The sequence below is a fragment of the Micromonospora sp. WMMD1102 genome, assembly GCF_029626265.1.
GTDB lineage: Bacteria > Actinomycetota > Actinomycetes > Mycobacteriales > Micromonosporaceae > Plantactinospora.
In genome coordinates this window covers 1,933,528-1,947,586 of the sequence record NZ_JARUBN010000001.1, presented here as the reverse complement: position 1 = coordinate 1,947,586, position 14,059 = coordinate 1,933,528, and the positions used below count along the sequence as shown (strand labels likewise).

Sequence of the window (14,059 nt, the reverse complement as noted above, 5' to 3'; positions counted from 1 at the left end):
CCGCCGGGCGGGGCTGGTTCGCGTGCCGGGGAAGCCACCCGGGCGAACCGGCCACCGCCCGGCGGGGAAGCCGGGCCGGCGTCAGGTGCGGGACAGGGCACGGTCGGCGACGAAGGACTGCAGGCCGAACTGGCGGGCCCGGCGTTCGGCGAAGTCGGCCAGTCCCGGGCTGTCGGCGTAGTCGAGACTGTAGAGGTCCAGTTCCAGTTGCAGCAGCTGCTCGGCGATCTGGGCGTGGAACTCCAGCACGTCGGGCGGCCACGGGGCGTAGTAGCCGTCCTCGGTCCACCGGGCCGAGAACGACTCGAAGACGATCCCGTCGACGATCTCGGCCAGCCGGGGCAGCATGCCGAAGCCCCGGTTGGCCAGCAGGTACGCGGGGTTCGCCTCCTCGCGTACCGCCGCGACCAGGGTGAGCAGGTGCGGCACGTCCTCGGGAAAGGTCAGCTCGACGTTGAGGGTGTCCAGGAAGAGCCCGGCGAAGCCGCGGGCGATCGCCTCCTTCGCCGCCCCGACCACGTGCGCCACCCAGAGCGGGTGGTCGACGTGCACGAACGCGCCACCCCAGTCCGGGTTGCGTTCCCGGCGCTGCCAGGGGGCGGGTGGACCCTGGTCCTCCGACAACGACAGGTAGCCGAGGGTCTGGACGTTCCGCTCCGCCAGGTAGCGCAGCTCGGCGGGCTGGTAGAAGTCCGGCTGGAGCACCACCCGCAGATATCCGGTGAGCTCGTCCAGCCGCCCGTCACCGTAGTAGAAGCAGATCGGCCGGCGGCTCATCGCGGCCACCCGTGCTCGCGGTACCAGGAGAACGTGCCGCGTACGCCCTCCTCCAGGCTGACGGTGGGTTCGTAGCCGGTCAGTTCGCGCAGCCGGGACAGGTCCGGGCAGCGGCGGGCGACCGAACCTGGCGGCGCCGCCTCCGCCTCGATGGCGGGGCTCGCCCCGGCCACCCGCAGGACCAGCTTGGCCAGGTCGCCGATGTTCGTCTCCTCGCGGTCGTTGCCGATGTGCACGATCTGCCCGGTGGCGGCCGGGGTGGCCATCAGCCGCAGCATGGCCTCGACCGCGTCGTCGACGTGGCAGAACGCCCGGAACTGGTCGGCACCGGGCACCCGGAACGGGTCGACTCCGCTGATGGCGCGCAGGGACATCTCCGGGATGACGTGGTCGGCACCCATCCGCGGCCCGTACACGTTGTGGAAGCGGCCGACCACCGTCTCGAAGCCCCGGGCGCGGGCCGTGTGCAGGAGGGCGGCCTCGCCGAGCAGCTTGCTGACCGCGTACGCGAACCGGGGCTCGGTGATGTCGGAGATCATGGTCGGCACGGTCTCGGGCGTCGGCACCGGGACCACCCCGGCCGTCACGCCGCCGGCGTAGACCTCGCTGGTGGAGGCGAAGAAGACCCGCTCGCCGGGGCTGACCCAGTCGAGCAGGTGCAGTGCGGCGAGGGTGTTGACCCGGACCACCCGGGCCGGGTCCTGCTGCACGTTGCGGACGCCGACGACGGCTGCAAGCAGGTAGACCTGGTCCCAACCCGACGGCAGGGCGGCCCAGGTCGACGGTGCGGTCAGGTCTCCGGAGACCACCCGCACCGCCGGGTCGCTCCGGAGCCGGTCGAGGTCGGCGTCGTCGCGGCCGCGCGAGAAGTCGTCCACGATCGTCACCTGGTGGCCGTCGTCCACCAGCCGGCGGGCGAGATGCAGGCCGATGAAACCGGCCCCGCCGAGCAGCAGCGCCCTCATGCCGGCACCACCCCTCCGGCGGAAGCGGGCGACCCGGCGGAAGCGGGCGACGAGTTGGCGGGGGCTGGCGACGAGTTGGCGGGGGCCGGTGACGCGGCGCCCGGTTCGGGGGCCGGCGGCAGGTAGCCGAGGCCCGCGTAGCGGATGCCGGCACCGGTCACCGCGTCGGCGTCCAGCACCCGCCACGAGTCGTAGACGAAGGCCGGTCGGACCGTGTCGAGTACCTCCGAGATCCGGATCGCCCGGTAGTCCGGGTGGTCGTTGATGATCAGTACGCCGTCGACGTCGGTGAACGCCTTGTCCAGGCTGATCGGCTCGCCGCCGTACTGCCGGATCACGTCGTCGGTGACCATCGGGTCGTGCCCGAGCACGATGACCCCGGCGGCGGAGAAGACCCGCATCATGGTGGCGATCGGGGTGCCCCGCATATCGTCGGTGGGCGGCCAGCCCTTGTACGCCCAGCCGAGCACCGCCAGGCGGCTGCCCAGACTGCCGCCGCGCGCCTCGGCGAGCATCCGGACCACGGTCTCCCCCACGTGGATCGGCAGGTACTCGTTGAGTTCCCGGGCCTTGCCGACCAGGAACGGCCGCCGGTCCCCGGCGCTGTCGACCATGATGTACGGGTCCTTGGAGAGGCAGCCGCCGCCGACGTACCCGGGCTTGGCGAGGTCCGGCCGCGGATAGTCGACGTTCGCCGCCCTGATCACCTCCAGCGGGTCGAGGCCGTGCCGCTCGGCGATCAGCGCGATCTCGTTGCCGAAGGAGTAGATCAGGTCGGTGTGGCAGTTGTTGGAGAGCTTCACCAACTCGGCGGTCTCCAGCCCGCTGACCGGCACGATGGTCTGGGCCAGCCCGGTGAAGAACTCGACCCCGGCGGCCAGGCTCTCGGCGTCCAGCCCGCCGACCACCTGGGGCAGCTCGACCAGTTCGCGCAGCGCCTGGCCCTGGATGGTCCGTTCCGGCGCCATCACCAGCCGTACCCGGCCGCCCCAGGCGGCCCGTAGCTCGGGCAGTACCACCCGGCGGCTGGCGCCGACCGGCACGGTGCTGCGGACCACGACCAGGGTGTCCGGGCGGCAGGTGGCGGCGACCGCCCGGGCGGCGGCGGCCAGGTTCGCCAGGTTCGGCCGGCGGGTGATGTCGTCGACCGGCGTCGACACGCTGATCACCGCCACGTCGACGGTGTCCCGGGGCAGTTCGGCGCCCACCTGGATGTCGCGGCCGATCCGGGCGGCGAAGATCTCCTCGACGCCGGGCTCGAAGATGTGCGGCCGACCACGGGACAGCGACGCCAGAACCGTCGGCGACACGTCCGCGCCGTACACCGTGAAGCCCTTGTCGGCGAGCGCCGCGCTAAGTGTGAGCCCCACGTAGCCCATCCCCACGACCCCGACTTTGCAGCCCATGCTGTTTCCTTTCCGTGCCACGGATGTCCTGTCCGGAGGGCGGAGGGTCCGCTGGGCGGACCGCCCGATGCCTGGTGCTCGCCGTCGCGACGGTGCGACCGCGCCGAAGGGGGTACGACTCAGCCGCAGGGCGCGGTGAGCCGGTCGAGTTCCCGGACGGTGACCGTGCCGGCGAACCGTTCCGCGCGATAGCGGTCGCAGGCCGCCCGCACGTGGTCGGCCCGTACGGCGTAGTCGACGGCGAGCACGAACTTGCCCGCGTCCCGCAGCGCCCGGGTGTGTGCCAGGTTCTCCGCGCACCAGTCCCGGGTGCACGGCTCGTCCATGGCGAGATAAAAGAGTTCCTCCATCGCGATGCCGTCGATGGCGGCGGTGTAACCCGACTGCCTGCGCAGTTCCGGGGAGTTCTGCGGGACGATCAGGAAGCCGGGCCGGCGGGCCTTGGCGTACGCACTGATCCGGACGACCAGGGCGGCCATCTCGACGGCGAGCCGCGCCCGGTCCCGGCCCCCGGCGGCGTCGAGGGCGATCTCCTCGTACGCCAGCGGCGTGTCCAGGTAGACCCCGTCGAAGCCGGCCCGCAGCGCCCGGTCCACCCGGGGCCGCACCACCCGCTCCCACCAGCGGCCGTCCCAGTAGTGCACGAAGTACTCGCCGGGCCAGTCCGGCCACTCGTTGGCCAACAGGTCGGGGGCGTCGCGCCGGAGCACCGGGTACTCCGGACGAAAGTCCTCGATGCTGCCGATCTCGAAGTACGCCAGCACCCGCTTGCCGCTGCGCCGCAGCGCGCCGATCTCGGCCCGGCTGAAGTAGCCGGTGTGTGCGTCCCGGGCCAGGTCGACGACGGCGAGCTGGTACCGGCCCCGGGTCAGCGCGTCGAGACCGCCGCCGGAGTACCCCTGGAGTTGGTACGCCCAGTTCTTGATCGTCCGGGGTGCGGGCGGCCTGGCCGGGGCGGCGCCGGGTGTGCTGGTGGCCGGTCGGTCCGGCCGCGGCGTGGGGCTGGCGGTGCCGCTCGGCGCGGGGCGGTCACCGCCCGGCCCCGGCGTCGTGCCGGTGGCGTCTGCCGGCGCCGACGTCGGTGTGGGACCGGACCGGCCGGTGACCAGCGCCCAGCCGGCGGCCACCGCCAGCACCGTCACCCCGGCGAGGCCGGCCACCAGCCATCGCCGCCGGCCCGTGCCGAGCCACCGCCGCCGGCCGGCCACGAGCCGTCGCCGCCCGGTGCCGAGCCACCGGCGCCGGCCGGTGCCGGCGTGCGCCGCCTCGCCCGGCCGGCCGCCCGGGTTCCGGTGGCTCACCTCGCCTCCCCGGCGGCCCAGACGTCCTTGACCGACGTCGCCAGGTCGCGCACCGGCGACCAGCCCAGTTCGCGACCCGCCCGGCTGACGTCGGCCCTGATCCAGCCGACCGCCGTCGAGCGCGGCGGCCCGGCACCGGCCTCCCGGATCCGGCCGTGGTAGCCGGCCGTGGCGGCCAGCAGCTCGACCGCCTCCCGAGCGGTGACCGACCGGCCGCTGCCCGCGTTGAAGACCCGGTGCCGCAGCTCGGGCGCGAGCACCAGGGCGACGATCAGCGCGGCGAGGTCCCGCACGTCGACGAAGTCCCGGTACGCGGAGAGCGGCCCCAGGGTGATCTCGGGTGCACCGCCGGCCAGCGCGGCGCGGATCCGGGCGGCGGCCCGGCCCAGCAGGTTCTCCTCCGACATGCCGGGGCCGATCGGGTTGAAGACCCGCACCGACACCGCGTCGGCCTGCCCGGATTCGCCGGCGAGCTGGAACAGCCGGGTCCCGGCCAGGTGGCTGACGCCGTACTCGCTGACCGGGTGCGCCGGATCGGTCTCGCTGACCGAAACACCGGACGGCACGACGCCGTACTCGCCGGCCGAGCCCAGCCGGACCAGCCGGGCCCGCGGCGCCGCCGTGCCGACGGCTTCGAGCAGCTTCACCGCGACAAGCGTATTCGCCCTGAGCAGCTGGTTGGCGGAACCGGTGAGCGCGCCGACACAGTTGACCACCGCGTCCGGGGCGACCTCGCGCAGCTTCCCCACCAGCAGCTCCGGTGCGCCGTCGAGCAGGTCGTAGGTCGTCCGGTCCGGACAGATCACCTCGGTGATCCTCGGGTCCGACTCCAGCGCGGCACGGGTGTGCCGGCCGATGAAGCCGGACGCCCCAAAGAGGAGTACCCGGGTCACCCGCGCTCCCCCGAGCGCACGGCCTCGACCCGCTCGCCGACGGCCGGCCCCGGCACGACGGGCGCCGGCACGGCCGACCCCGACCCGACCGGCGCCGGCACGGCCGACCCGGGCACCGCCGGACCGGGTTCCGGACGGCCCGGCAGCAACAGTGGCTTGAGCTGTGCGAACGTCAGGTTCGCCTCGTCGTAGTCCTCCGGCCGGCCGATGTCCAGCCAGAAGCCGTCGAACGGGTACGTCGCCGGGTGCTCGCCGGCCGCGAGCAGGTCCAGCACCAACTGGTCGAAGCCGAGCGGAAGTCCCGGCGGGTACGGCCCGAGCGTCTTCCGCGACATCCCGTACACGCCCATGCTGACCGGGTAGCGCAGTGCCGGCTTCTCCCGGAACCCGACGATCCGGCCGGCGTCCACGTCCAGCACGCCGAAGTCGATCTGGTGCACCCGCTCGGAGGTCGCCAGCGTCAGCCCGGCGCCGGAGACCCGGTGGGTGTGCAGCAGGTCGGCGTAGTCCAGGTCGGTGAGGATGTCTCCGTTCATCACCAGGAACTCGTCGGGCAGCCGGTCCTTCAACGCGAAGAGCGGGCCGACCGTGGAGAGCGGACGGTCCTCCTCCACGTAGTCGATGTCCAGCCCCCACCGGCGGCCGTCCCCGACGAACGCCTGGATCAACGGGCCGAGATAGTTGATCGCCAGGGTCACCGAGGTGAACCCGCGCGACGCGAGCTGGTCGAGCACGATCTGCAGGATCGAGTGGCTGTCGCCGATCGGCATCAGGGGTTTGGGTAGCGTCGTCGTATACGGCCGCAACCGCACTCCCTTGCCGCCTGCGAGAATCACCGCATGCAACCTGACCTCCCCATAGGCCGAGTGAACTACCGGTAGTGCCGGACCTGCCCGATCACCGGAAGCAGACCGAGCGCGAACAGCGCCTGGAGCAGCACGATGCTGCCCAGGTAGAGCGAGGTGTCGACGAACACGGAGCCGTGCTGGCCGAGCAGCGGAGCGGCACCGAGCAGCGCTCCGACCCCGACGTGCAGGGCCACCACGAGCGCGATGGACAGGCACAGCCAGCCGTACCGCCCCCGGCCGGTCAGCAGGAACGCCAGGTAGTAGGCGCCGGCGAGCGCGACGTGCGCGACCGTCATCACCGTGCCGGCCGCCGACAGCATCTTCGCGTGGGCGAGGCCGGCCAGCAGTGCCGCCCCGAGCACCGCCGGCACCGCGAGGCAGGCCGCGACGTCCCGGCCGACCGTGCGCCAGACCTCGGCGACGAACTCGTCCGGCCGGCGCGCCCGCCGGGTCGCCGCGATCGCCGCCGCCGGGAACCGGCTGGTCCGCCACTCCACGAATCCCATCGAGAGGAACAGCGGTACGGCACCCACCACGACGTCCAACCGGTCCAGGTACGGCGCCTGTGCGTGGAAGAGCAGCCCGGCCGAGCAGAGCCCGTAGCCGGCGACGCCGAGCAGCATGGACGCCTCCGGCCACAGCGGGTGCCGGGGCGCCGGTTCCTCGGCACCGGCGGCGGGCCGGGCGGCCCACAGGGCGGCGGCGAGCGTCGCCAGTACGCAGACCGCCGCCACCGTCACCGCCGACCGGCGCAGGGCCGGGCCGCCGACGACCAGGTAGGCCACGCCGGACAGCAGGGCGGGCAGCATCGCCACGGCCAGCCACGACTCGCGCCGGTAGAAGACCAGCAGCGTACTGGCCATCTGGTACGCGAGCTGGCAGACCATCATCACGGCCAGCGGCAGGCCGTGGTGCGGCAACATCACCGCGCCGAGGAGTACGCCGAGCAGTGGACCGGTCAGCGCCGCCATCCGGAGTACCCGGCTCGCCGAGCCCGGCCGGCGCAGGCCGAGCAGCCGGTACGCCGAGTACGCGGCCACGCCCGAGTAGACCCAGCCGAGCGTTCCGGCCATGACCAGTCCGAGTACCAGACCCGGCCGCCCGACGACCGCCAGCACGGCCGGGAACGCCGCGCCCGGCAGCAGGTAGAGCGGCCCGTGTGCGATCGTGCGCAGGCCGTCCCACCGGTGCGTGCCGGTCGCCTCCGAGGGGCCTGCCTGGTCGTCGACCGGTGACGGCGGCCCCATCCGCCAGAACACCTCGGAGGCGAGCCGGAAGACGTCCGAGTAGCCGTACTCGACCTGCGCCGTCCGGTCTGTGTGCCCGTCGGCCTCCAGCGCGGCGGCGACCTGCAACGCGTCCACCGCCCGGCCCAGCCGGGGCCGGACCCGTTCGACCAGGTCGTCGACCGGGTCGGTGGAGATCCTCGGCAGCAGGATCGTGCGTTCGGTCTCGCCCGGCTGGTCGGCATCCTGCTCCGGTGCCGCCTCGGCGGTCACCGTGCCGCCGCGCTGCCGTGCCGGCTCGGCGTCGTCGTCCGGGGAGGGCGGCACGCTGCGGTCGCCGGGGGTCATCGCGGCTCGCCGACGAGTCGCGGAGTCTCGTCCGTCGGTCCGTCGGCCGGGCCGGCCGGCGCCGCCCGCCGCAGCCAGCCGGACGGGTTCGGTTCACGACGCGGCACCTGCGCCGCGTTGGACCGGGCGTACTCCTCCGGGTCGCGCTGCCGGGGTATCCGGGTGTTGACGGCGGCCACCCCGGGCTGGATCTTGTGGTCCGGCACCCTGACCCGGCCCTGCGCCTGGCCGCGCGGCTGGATCTGCGGCACCGACACCGTCGGTCGCGCGACGAGCCCCTGGTAGATGTCGCGGTACGCCTGGAGCGAGCGCCGCAGCGTGAACCGCTCCAGGACCCGGGCCCGGGCGACGGCACCGAGCCGCAGCCGCAGTTCCCGGTCCCGCAGCAGCTTCACGCAGGCGGCGGCGACGGCGGGCACGTCCCGGGGCGCGACGACGATTCCGGTGTCGCCGACCGCCTCGGCGACGCCACCGACGTTCGTGCACACGGTCGGGCGCCCGCACGCCATCGCCTCCACCACCGTGTACGGGAAGCCCTCGGAGATGCTCGTCAGCGCGACCAGGTTGCCGGCGTGGTACGCCTCGACCGCGCTGCCGACCCGCCCCTCCAGGGTGGCCTGCCCGGTCAGCCCGAGTTCGTCGATCAGTGCCTGGCAGCTGGCGTGGTAGACCTGGTTGGCGGCCGGCGTACCGCCGAAGACGCGCAGCCGGGCGTTCGGGATCTCCGCGCGGACCAGCGCGAACGCCCGGATCAGGGTGTGCAGGTCCTTCAGCGGGTCGATGCGGCCCATGAACGAGATGGTCGGCGTCTCCGGTTCGCTGGCCGCCGGCGGGAACTCGTCCGGGTCGACGCCGTTGTACATCGTCCACATCCGCTCGGGGTCGGCCCCGTTGTGCAACTGCCAGCGCCGGTTGTACTGCGAGTGCGGCGCCAGCGCGTGGCTGATCAGGTAGGCCGCGCCGGCCAGCGACCGGAAGAAGCTCAGCACCAGTACCCGGACCGGGTGCGGCGCCTTGTCGTTCAGGTACGAGATGTAGCGTTCGCGCAGGTAGATGCCGTGTTCGGAGAGGACCAGCGGGGTTCCGTGTGCCCAGGTCGAGGCCATTCCGACGAGCATCGCGAGGCCGTTCATCGACGAGTGCACGATGTCGGCCCGGACCGGCGGCGCGCTCAGCGGCCGCATCATGTGCGAGATGAGCCAGGCCGCCTCCAGGGCGTCGGCGACGGTGAGCGCGGGTTCGGCCTCGTCGACCCGGAGGGAACGCCAGGCGTCCAGCATCATCCCCAGGGCCTGGTTGGAGAGCAGGCCCGCGCTCAGGTCGCCGCCGTCGGCGGCGTACTCGAACATGCCGCGCAGGGCGAGCAGGAAGGTGCTCCGGTTGACCGCGCCCGCCTGGGAGCGGGTCGACTCCAGCGGGGTGACGAGCGCACGCAGGAACACCTCGTAGGACTCGATGAACCCGACGCCGGGCCGGCCGGCCCGGACCGGCAACCCCCGCTGGGGGCGGCGGCCCGGCGGCCGTCCGCCCCACAGCGGTATCGAGTGCACCCGGTCCAGGTTCGCCGGCCGGTCGAACACCGGCTGCTCGGTCCCGTCCACGGTGAGTGCCACGACCTCCCAGCGGTGGTCCGGCATGCCCCGGATGAGCTGCTCGCACCAGACGCTCACGCCGCCCATGGCGTACGGGTACGTGCCTTCCGAGACCAGTGCGATCCTCACCGAGTGCTCCCGTTGGAGTTGCGCGTCACCGGATTTCCCGCTCCGTTGTCAGGGGCGGGGGGCGGCGTTGAACGTCACGGCGGTGTTGGCCGTGAGGGTCACCGGGACGGTGACGTCGGTGCCATAGCTGGTGGCGCCCGCGGTGGCCGCGGTCACCCCGCCCAGTTGGACCGTGCCGGCGGCCGGCGAGGTCACCGTGATGGTGCCGGTGCTCCGGTCGTAGACCGCGCCGGCCCCGGCGTCGAGCGCGGCGAAGTGCGCCGTCCGCGCCCGGCCGTAGGCGGCGATGTCCACCCACGACGAGTTCAGCAGGGGCACCGAGTAGTAGGAGTCGTACTTGGTCAGTACCGCGTCGACCCAGTCGGTGAGCAGGGTGTCCCCGGCCCCGTAGTCGCGCACGTTGGCGATGTGGAACGTGTGCGCGTAGATCGAGCCGGACGCCACGTGCTGGAGCGCCATCCCGGCCTCGTAGTCCAGGAGCTGGGCGTAGGTGCGGTCGGAGGGCCAGTACGGGAAGTGTCCGTTCGGGCCGTAGAAGGAGTTGTAGAAGACCGTCTGCTCGGCCGGGGTGGTGGTGTGGTAGGCGATGTCCGTCGGCCAGGCCGGCACCATCAGGATGCTCGGCTCCAGCGGGTGCACGATGCCGGCGTTGAAGTTCGCCGGCTTGTGGCTGGTGAACGACATGTTGCCCACCACGGTGGTGACGCCGAGATCCTCCGCGGCCTGTAGCAGCGCCGGGTTGGACCCTTCGAGCCCGTGGTCGGTCGGCGGGCCGGTGTCGTTCTCCGGGTCGTCGTTGTAGACGCCGAGGCCGGAGTATTCGGGAGTCTTCAGCACGCTGTCCGGTGCGTTGAGCCCGATCGCGTTGCCCGCGGTCCGGTTGTCGTTGATCTCGGCGTACGAGGTGGCGTAGTTCGTCGCGTTCAGTTCGGGGTGGTTCAACGTGTGGTTGATCCACCGGAAGTTGCCCTTGAGGCACTTGGTGGTGGCGGTCAGCGTGCTGGCGTCGCCGTTGGGGCTGCACGTGCTGCCGGCGAACGGGTCGATGTCGGCGCCGTTGTACGCGATGTTGAAGGTGAACCCGGCCGCCAGCGGGTGCGCGGTGCGCAGCGCGGTCTGCTGCGCGTCGAGGTTGACCGTGTCGTGTCCGGTGACCTGGAATCCGGGGGTGTACTCGACGGTCCCGTTCTCCAGGTAGTGGTCGGAGGTGTTGAACCAGTCGTCGACGTCGACGTTCAGGTGGTGCTTCTGCTCGCCGAAGTACAGCCCCTTGGTCGCCCACCGGACCAGGCCGTAGACCAGCAGGTCGGAGTGGAGCAGGAACTGGTTCGAGGTGAACGTCAGCGCGATCCGCTCCCGGCCGTCGGTCGAGGTGGTGAGCACGCCGAGCACGTCGGAACCGTTCGTCATCAGGGCCTGGGCGGCGCAGCCGGGCCGGATGGCGGTGCGGTAGACGTACGACTGGGTCAGGGGGATCTGGGCGGCGCTGTCGAGGTAGTCGAAGACCGCGGCGCCGCTGGTGGTCAGCGAGGCCGGCAGGGGTGTGTCGCCGACCCCGCCCTCGCTGACGCCGGTGAGGCAGTGGTCCTCGGGCCAGGTCCCGTAGCTGGTGTACAGGGACGCCTGCCGGACCCCGAAGTTGCGCTCGTACGCCCAGAGGGTGTTCCACTCGGTGCTGGTCAGCCCGCTCAGGTAGCTGCCGCCCGACTCGTACAGCAGCATGCTGTTGGTGAGCAGGATCGCGTTGTAGTTGCCGACCCCGTCGGGCCGGACCAGCGTGCTCGGCGAGAGCGGGTCGGTGGCGGAGTAGAGGACGTCGTAGGAGGCACCGAGCCGGTCGAGGGTGGTGGTGAGGGTGGGTACGCCGAAGTCGGCGGTGTTGGTCGCCACGATCAGCGCGCGGAGCGCGACCTGGTCGTTGAGCCCCTGGACGCCGATACCGCGGCTTTGGGCGGCCGCCTTGGACGGGTCGTTCCGGACCGTGCCGGACTTCCTGGGCAGCGGGCCGGGGCGGGCCGGCTTCGGGCTCGCGACCTCGCCGAAGCCGGGAACGGAGGGCGGCTGGGCTGGCGTGGTCGTCGGTCGGGCGAACCCGGGAGTCTGGCCGCCGAGGACTACCGCGAGCGCGGTCATCCCGGCGAGGGCGAGTCGTGTCAGGCGCTGGCGACTAGGCCCGGTGTGGACCATGTACTGACCTCCGATGAGGAGAAGACCGGTGAGCAGTCCATCGAGGACTATTGAGGTGCCAGCGAAGGCTATCAATGACGGCTGCGACCACCAAGAATTGCGGGTGTCGTCTCTCCAATTGACGCACGCGCGCCCGAATGCTAAAGCCACACCTTTTCAAAGGTCGCTTGCTGCGATATGTCCCAGTAGGAGTTTGAGCGCCTTTCGAGAGCTTCAACCGCAACTATTCAGATCCGATCAGCCAACAGCATGCAGCTGACCTGCTCTTATTCGACGACCACCGAAAGTTGATCCAGATCGGAAGCCCAGTTTGGCGGGATTTTTCCCACGCCCAAGGTCCACATTACAATTGTTAATTGGCGATCAAGCTATGGCCTGCAAAACCTCATCCGTTCGCAGGGCTCCTGATAACCATGAGTTCCCCGATATGCGCTGTCCAGCCTTCGCCGTCACGCGGCAGTTCCGACATATTGAGCCGTTGGGGCTGGGGATCGCGACGTTGTGCGGCCGGGAGGTGGTCCTGCCGGCTGTGCCGGCACCTCTACCTGGTCTACCTGAGCCCTCCGACGGAGAGTCCGCCGCGCCAGTACCGCTGGAGGCTGAAGAACGCGATGATGAGCGGGATCACCGACACCAGCGCGCCGAGGATGATCAGGCTCCAGAGCGAGGTACTGCCCGCGTTGTTCGCGGAGGCGACCCCCTGCCAGAGCCCGAGCCCGACCGTGACCGGGAAGAGGCGGTTGTCGGAGAGCATGGCCAGCGGCAGGAAGTAGTTGTTCCACGACGCCACCGCCGACAGCAGCAGCACGGTCACCACCGCCGGGCGCATCAGCGGTAGTGCGATCTGGAGGAACGTACGCACCTCTCCGGCCCCGTCGACCCGGGCCGCGTCCAGGATCTCGTCGGGTACGGCGTCGCGGGCGTACACGTGCATCAGGTAGACGCCGAACGGGTTGAGCAGGGACGGCAGGATGACCGCCCAGATCGTGTTCGTCATGCCGAGTTCGGAGAACATGATGAACGTCGGGATGACCAGGGCGGTGGCGGGCACCATCAGCGCGCCGAGCACGACGGCGAAGCTGAAGCGGCGGGCGGCGAACCGGTACTTCGCGAAGCCGTAGCCCGCCATCACGGCCAGGACGGTGGCGCCGATTCCACCGGCGAGCGCGTAGAGGGTGGAGTTGAGGATCCACCTGCCGTAGATGCCGCCGTCGTAGGTGAACAGTTGCCGCAGGTTGCCGAGGTAGTCGACCTGGTCGGCGAACCACAGCGTGTTTCCGCCGCCGAAGAGGCCGGGGGCGTCCTTGGAACTGTTGACGATCACCCACCAGAACGGCACCAGGAAGTAGACCACCAGGAAGCCGAGGAGCACCTGTAGCGGCAGGTGGCGTTGCGGCCGGCGCTGTGCGGTGGAGCTGTTGCGGTCGGACATCAGAGGAAGCTCCTCCGCTTGCGGGTGAAGAACAGGAAGGCGTACACGCAGACGAAGACCAGCCCGCCGAGCGCGAAGGAGATCGCCGACCCGTAGTTGAAGTTGGCCAGCGAGAAGGCCTGCTGGTACGCGTACATGTTGGGGGTGAAGTCCGCTCCGATCGTCCCGGCGGCGAGATAGCGGAGGATCTGCGGTTCGTTGAAGAACTGGAGGGTGCCGATGAGCGAGAAGACCAGGATCAGGATCAGCGCCGGAGCGATGAGCGGGATCTTGATCCGGACCGCGACCTGCCACCGTCCGGCGCCGTCCATCCGGGCGGCCTCGTAGAGCGTCGGGTCGATGCCCTGCAATGCCGCGTACAGAATGATCATGTAATAGCCGGCCCACTGCCAGGTGACGATGTTGAGGAGGCCGTAGAAGATCAGGTTACCGCTCAGGAAGTCGGGCGCGGTCGCGCCGAACAGCCCGAAGACGTCGGTGAGCGGCCCGAAGCTCCTGCTGTAGAGGAAGCCCCACATCACCGCACCGATCACCGTCGGGATCGCGTACGGAAGGAAGATCATCAGGCGGGAGAAGCGGGCGAACCGGGTCGTCACCGCGTCCAGGATCAGGGCCATCGCCAGCGCGACGGCGATCTGCAGCGGGATGGAGACCAGCGAGAAGCGGAGCACGAACCACGAGCCGGAGAGGAAGCTCGGGTCGGTGAACGCCTTCACGTAGTTGTCGAGGAAGACGAAGCTGGTGCCGCCGATCAGCTTCTTCTGGAACAGGCTGAGATAGAGCGCGTACCCCAGCGGCGCGATGAGGAACGCGAGGAAGACGATTGCGAACGGCCCGACGAAGAACCACCCCATCAGGTGCTCACGGAGGTGTGCCTTGCCGCGGATCTTCGGCGTCTTCTCTTCGGCGCGCGGTGCGCGCTCTTCGGTCAGGAGGGTCATCTTGGGCTCCGGGA

11 protein-coding genes are annotated in these 14,059 nt (G+C 71.1%); all 11 read right to left on the bottom strand.

Features of this window, described 5'->3' with window-relative positions; translation table 11 throughout:
• Window positions 1-81 precede the first annotated feature (81 nt).
• The 11 genes from O7626_RS08815 to O7626_RS08765 all read right to left on the bottom strand — a co-directional run bounded on the left by O7626_RS08815 (window position 82) and on the right by O7626_RS08765 (window position 14,045).
• On the bottom strand, window positions 82-777 hold the full coding sequence (locus O7626_RS08815) for a hypothetical protein (RefSeq protein WP_278060658.1): 696 nt from the start codon (window positions 775-777) through the stop codon (window positions 82-84).
• Window positions 774-1,742 (bottom strand): NAD-dependent epimerase/dehydratase family protein, encoded by a 969-nt coding sequence (locus tag O7626_RS08810; protein ID WP_278060657.1) that lies wholly within the window; start codon window positions 1,740-1,742, stop codon window positions 774-776. Before O7626_RS08810 ends, O7626_RS08815 begins: the two co-directional genes overlap by 4 nt.
• Entirely contained in the window at window positions 1,739-3,148 is a 1,410-nt protein-coding gene (locus tag O7626_RS08805; RefSeq protein WP_278060656.1) for a nucleotide sugar dehydrogenase, read from the bottom strand. The genes O7626_RS08810 and O7626_RS08805 overlap by 4 nt, the downstream gene beginning before the upstream one ends.
• Window positions 3,149-3,267: 119 nt before the next feature.
• Complete coding sequence (locus O7626_RS08800; RefSeq protein WP_278060655.1) at window positions 3,268-4,449, bottom strand: endo alpha-1,4 polygalactosaminidase; 1,182 nt, start codon at window positions 4,447-4,449, stop codon at window positions 3,268-3,270.
• Window positions 4,446-5,342, bottom strand: a complete 897-nt coding sequence (locus O7626_RS08795) for an NAD(P)-dependent oxidoreductase (RefSeq protein WP_278060654.1) — start codon at window positions 5,340-5,342, stop codon at window positions 4,446-4,448. Before O7626_RS08795 ends, O7626_RS08800 begins: the two co-directional genes overlap by 4 nt.
• Window positions 5,339-6,178 carry a sugar phosphate nucleotidyltransferase gene (locus O7626_RS08790; protein WP_278060653.1) on the bottom strand — a complete coding sequence of 280 codons (840 nt, stop codon included), beginning with the start codon at window positions 6,176-6,178 and terminating at the stop codon, window positions 5,339-5,341. Before O7626_RS08790 ends, O7626_RS08795 begins: the two co-directional genes overlap by 4 nt.
• A 35-nt stretch (window positions 6,179-6,213) precedes the next feature.
• Window positions 6,214-7,764: a hypothetical protein gene (locus tag O7626_RS08785; protein ID WP_278060652.1), complete on the bottom strand. Its 1,551-nt coding sequence runs from the start codon at window positions 7,762-7,764 to the stop codon at window positions 6,214-6,216.
• Window positions 7,761-9,485 carry a GT4 family glycosyltransferase PelF gene (gene pelF / locus O7626_RS08780; protein WP_278060651.1) on the bottom strand — a complete coding sequence of 575 codons (1,725 nt, stop codon included), beginning with the start codon at window positions 9,483-9,485 and terminating at the stop codon, window positions 7,761-7,763. Before pelF ends, O7626_RS08785 begins: the two co-directional genes overlap by 4 nt.
• A 48-nt stretch (window positions 9,486-9,533) precedes the next feature.
• Window positions 9,534-11,618: a hypothetical protein gene (locus tag O7626_RS08775; protein ID WP_278060650.1), complete on the bottom strand. Its 2,085-nt coding sequence runs from the start codon at window positions 11,616-11,618 to the stop codon at window positions 9,534-9,536.
• 604 nt (window positions 11,619-12,222) lie between these two features.
• Window positions 12,223-13,104 carry a carbohydrate ABC transporter permease gene (locus tag O7626_RS08770; RefSeq protein ID WP_278060649.1) on the bottom strand — a complete coding sequence of 294 codons (882 nt, stop codon included), beginning with the start codon at window positions 13,102-13,104 and terminating at the stop codon, window positions 12,223-12,225.
• The gene (locus tag O7626_RS08765; protein WP_278060648.1) at window positions 13,104-14,045 is read right to left on the bottom strand and encodes a sugar ABC transporter permease; all 942 of its coding nucleotides are present in this window, start codon (window positions 14,043-14,045) and stop codon (window positions 13,104-13,106) included. The genes O7626_RS08770 and O7626_RS08765 overlap by 1 nt, the downstream gene beginning before the upstream one ends.
• Window positions 14,046-14,059: the final 14 nt, after the last annotated feature.

What these genes read in the sequence shown, in the direction of transcription:
- O7626_RS08815 (WP_278060658.1), bottom strand. Translation starts at nt 777, where the DNA reads ATGAGCCGCCGGCCGATCTGCTTCTACTACGGTGACGGGCGGCTGGAC.
- O7626_RS08810 (WP_278060657.1), bottom strand. Translation starts at nt 1,742, where the DNA reads ATGAGGGCGCTGCTGCTCGGCGGGGCCGGTTTCATCGGCCTGCATCTC.
- O7626_RS08805 (WP_278060656.1), bottom strand. Translation starts at nt 3,148, where the DNA reads ATGGGCTGCAAAGTCGGGGTCGTGGGGATGGGCTACGTGGGGCTCACA.
- O7626_RS08785 (WP_278060652.1), bottom strand. Translation starts at nt 7,764, where the DNA reads ATGACCCCCGGCGACCGCAGCGTGCCGCCCTCCCCGGACGACGACGCC.
- O7626_RS08775 (WP_278060650.1), bottom strand. Translation starts at nt 11,618, where the DNA reads ATGACCGCGCTCGCGGTAGTCCTCGGCGGCCAGACTCCCGGGTTCGCC.
- O7626_RS08770 (WP_278060649.1), bottom strand. Translation starts at nt 13,104, where the DNA reads ATGTCCGACCGCAACAGCTCCACCGCACAGCGCCGGCCGCAACGCCAC.
- O7626_RS08765 (WP_278060648.1), bottom strand. Translation starts at nt 14,045, where the DNA reads ATGACCCTCCTGACCGAAGAGCGCGCACCGCGCGCCGAAGAGAAGACG.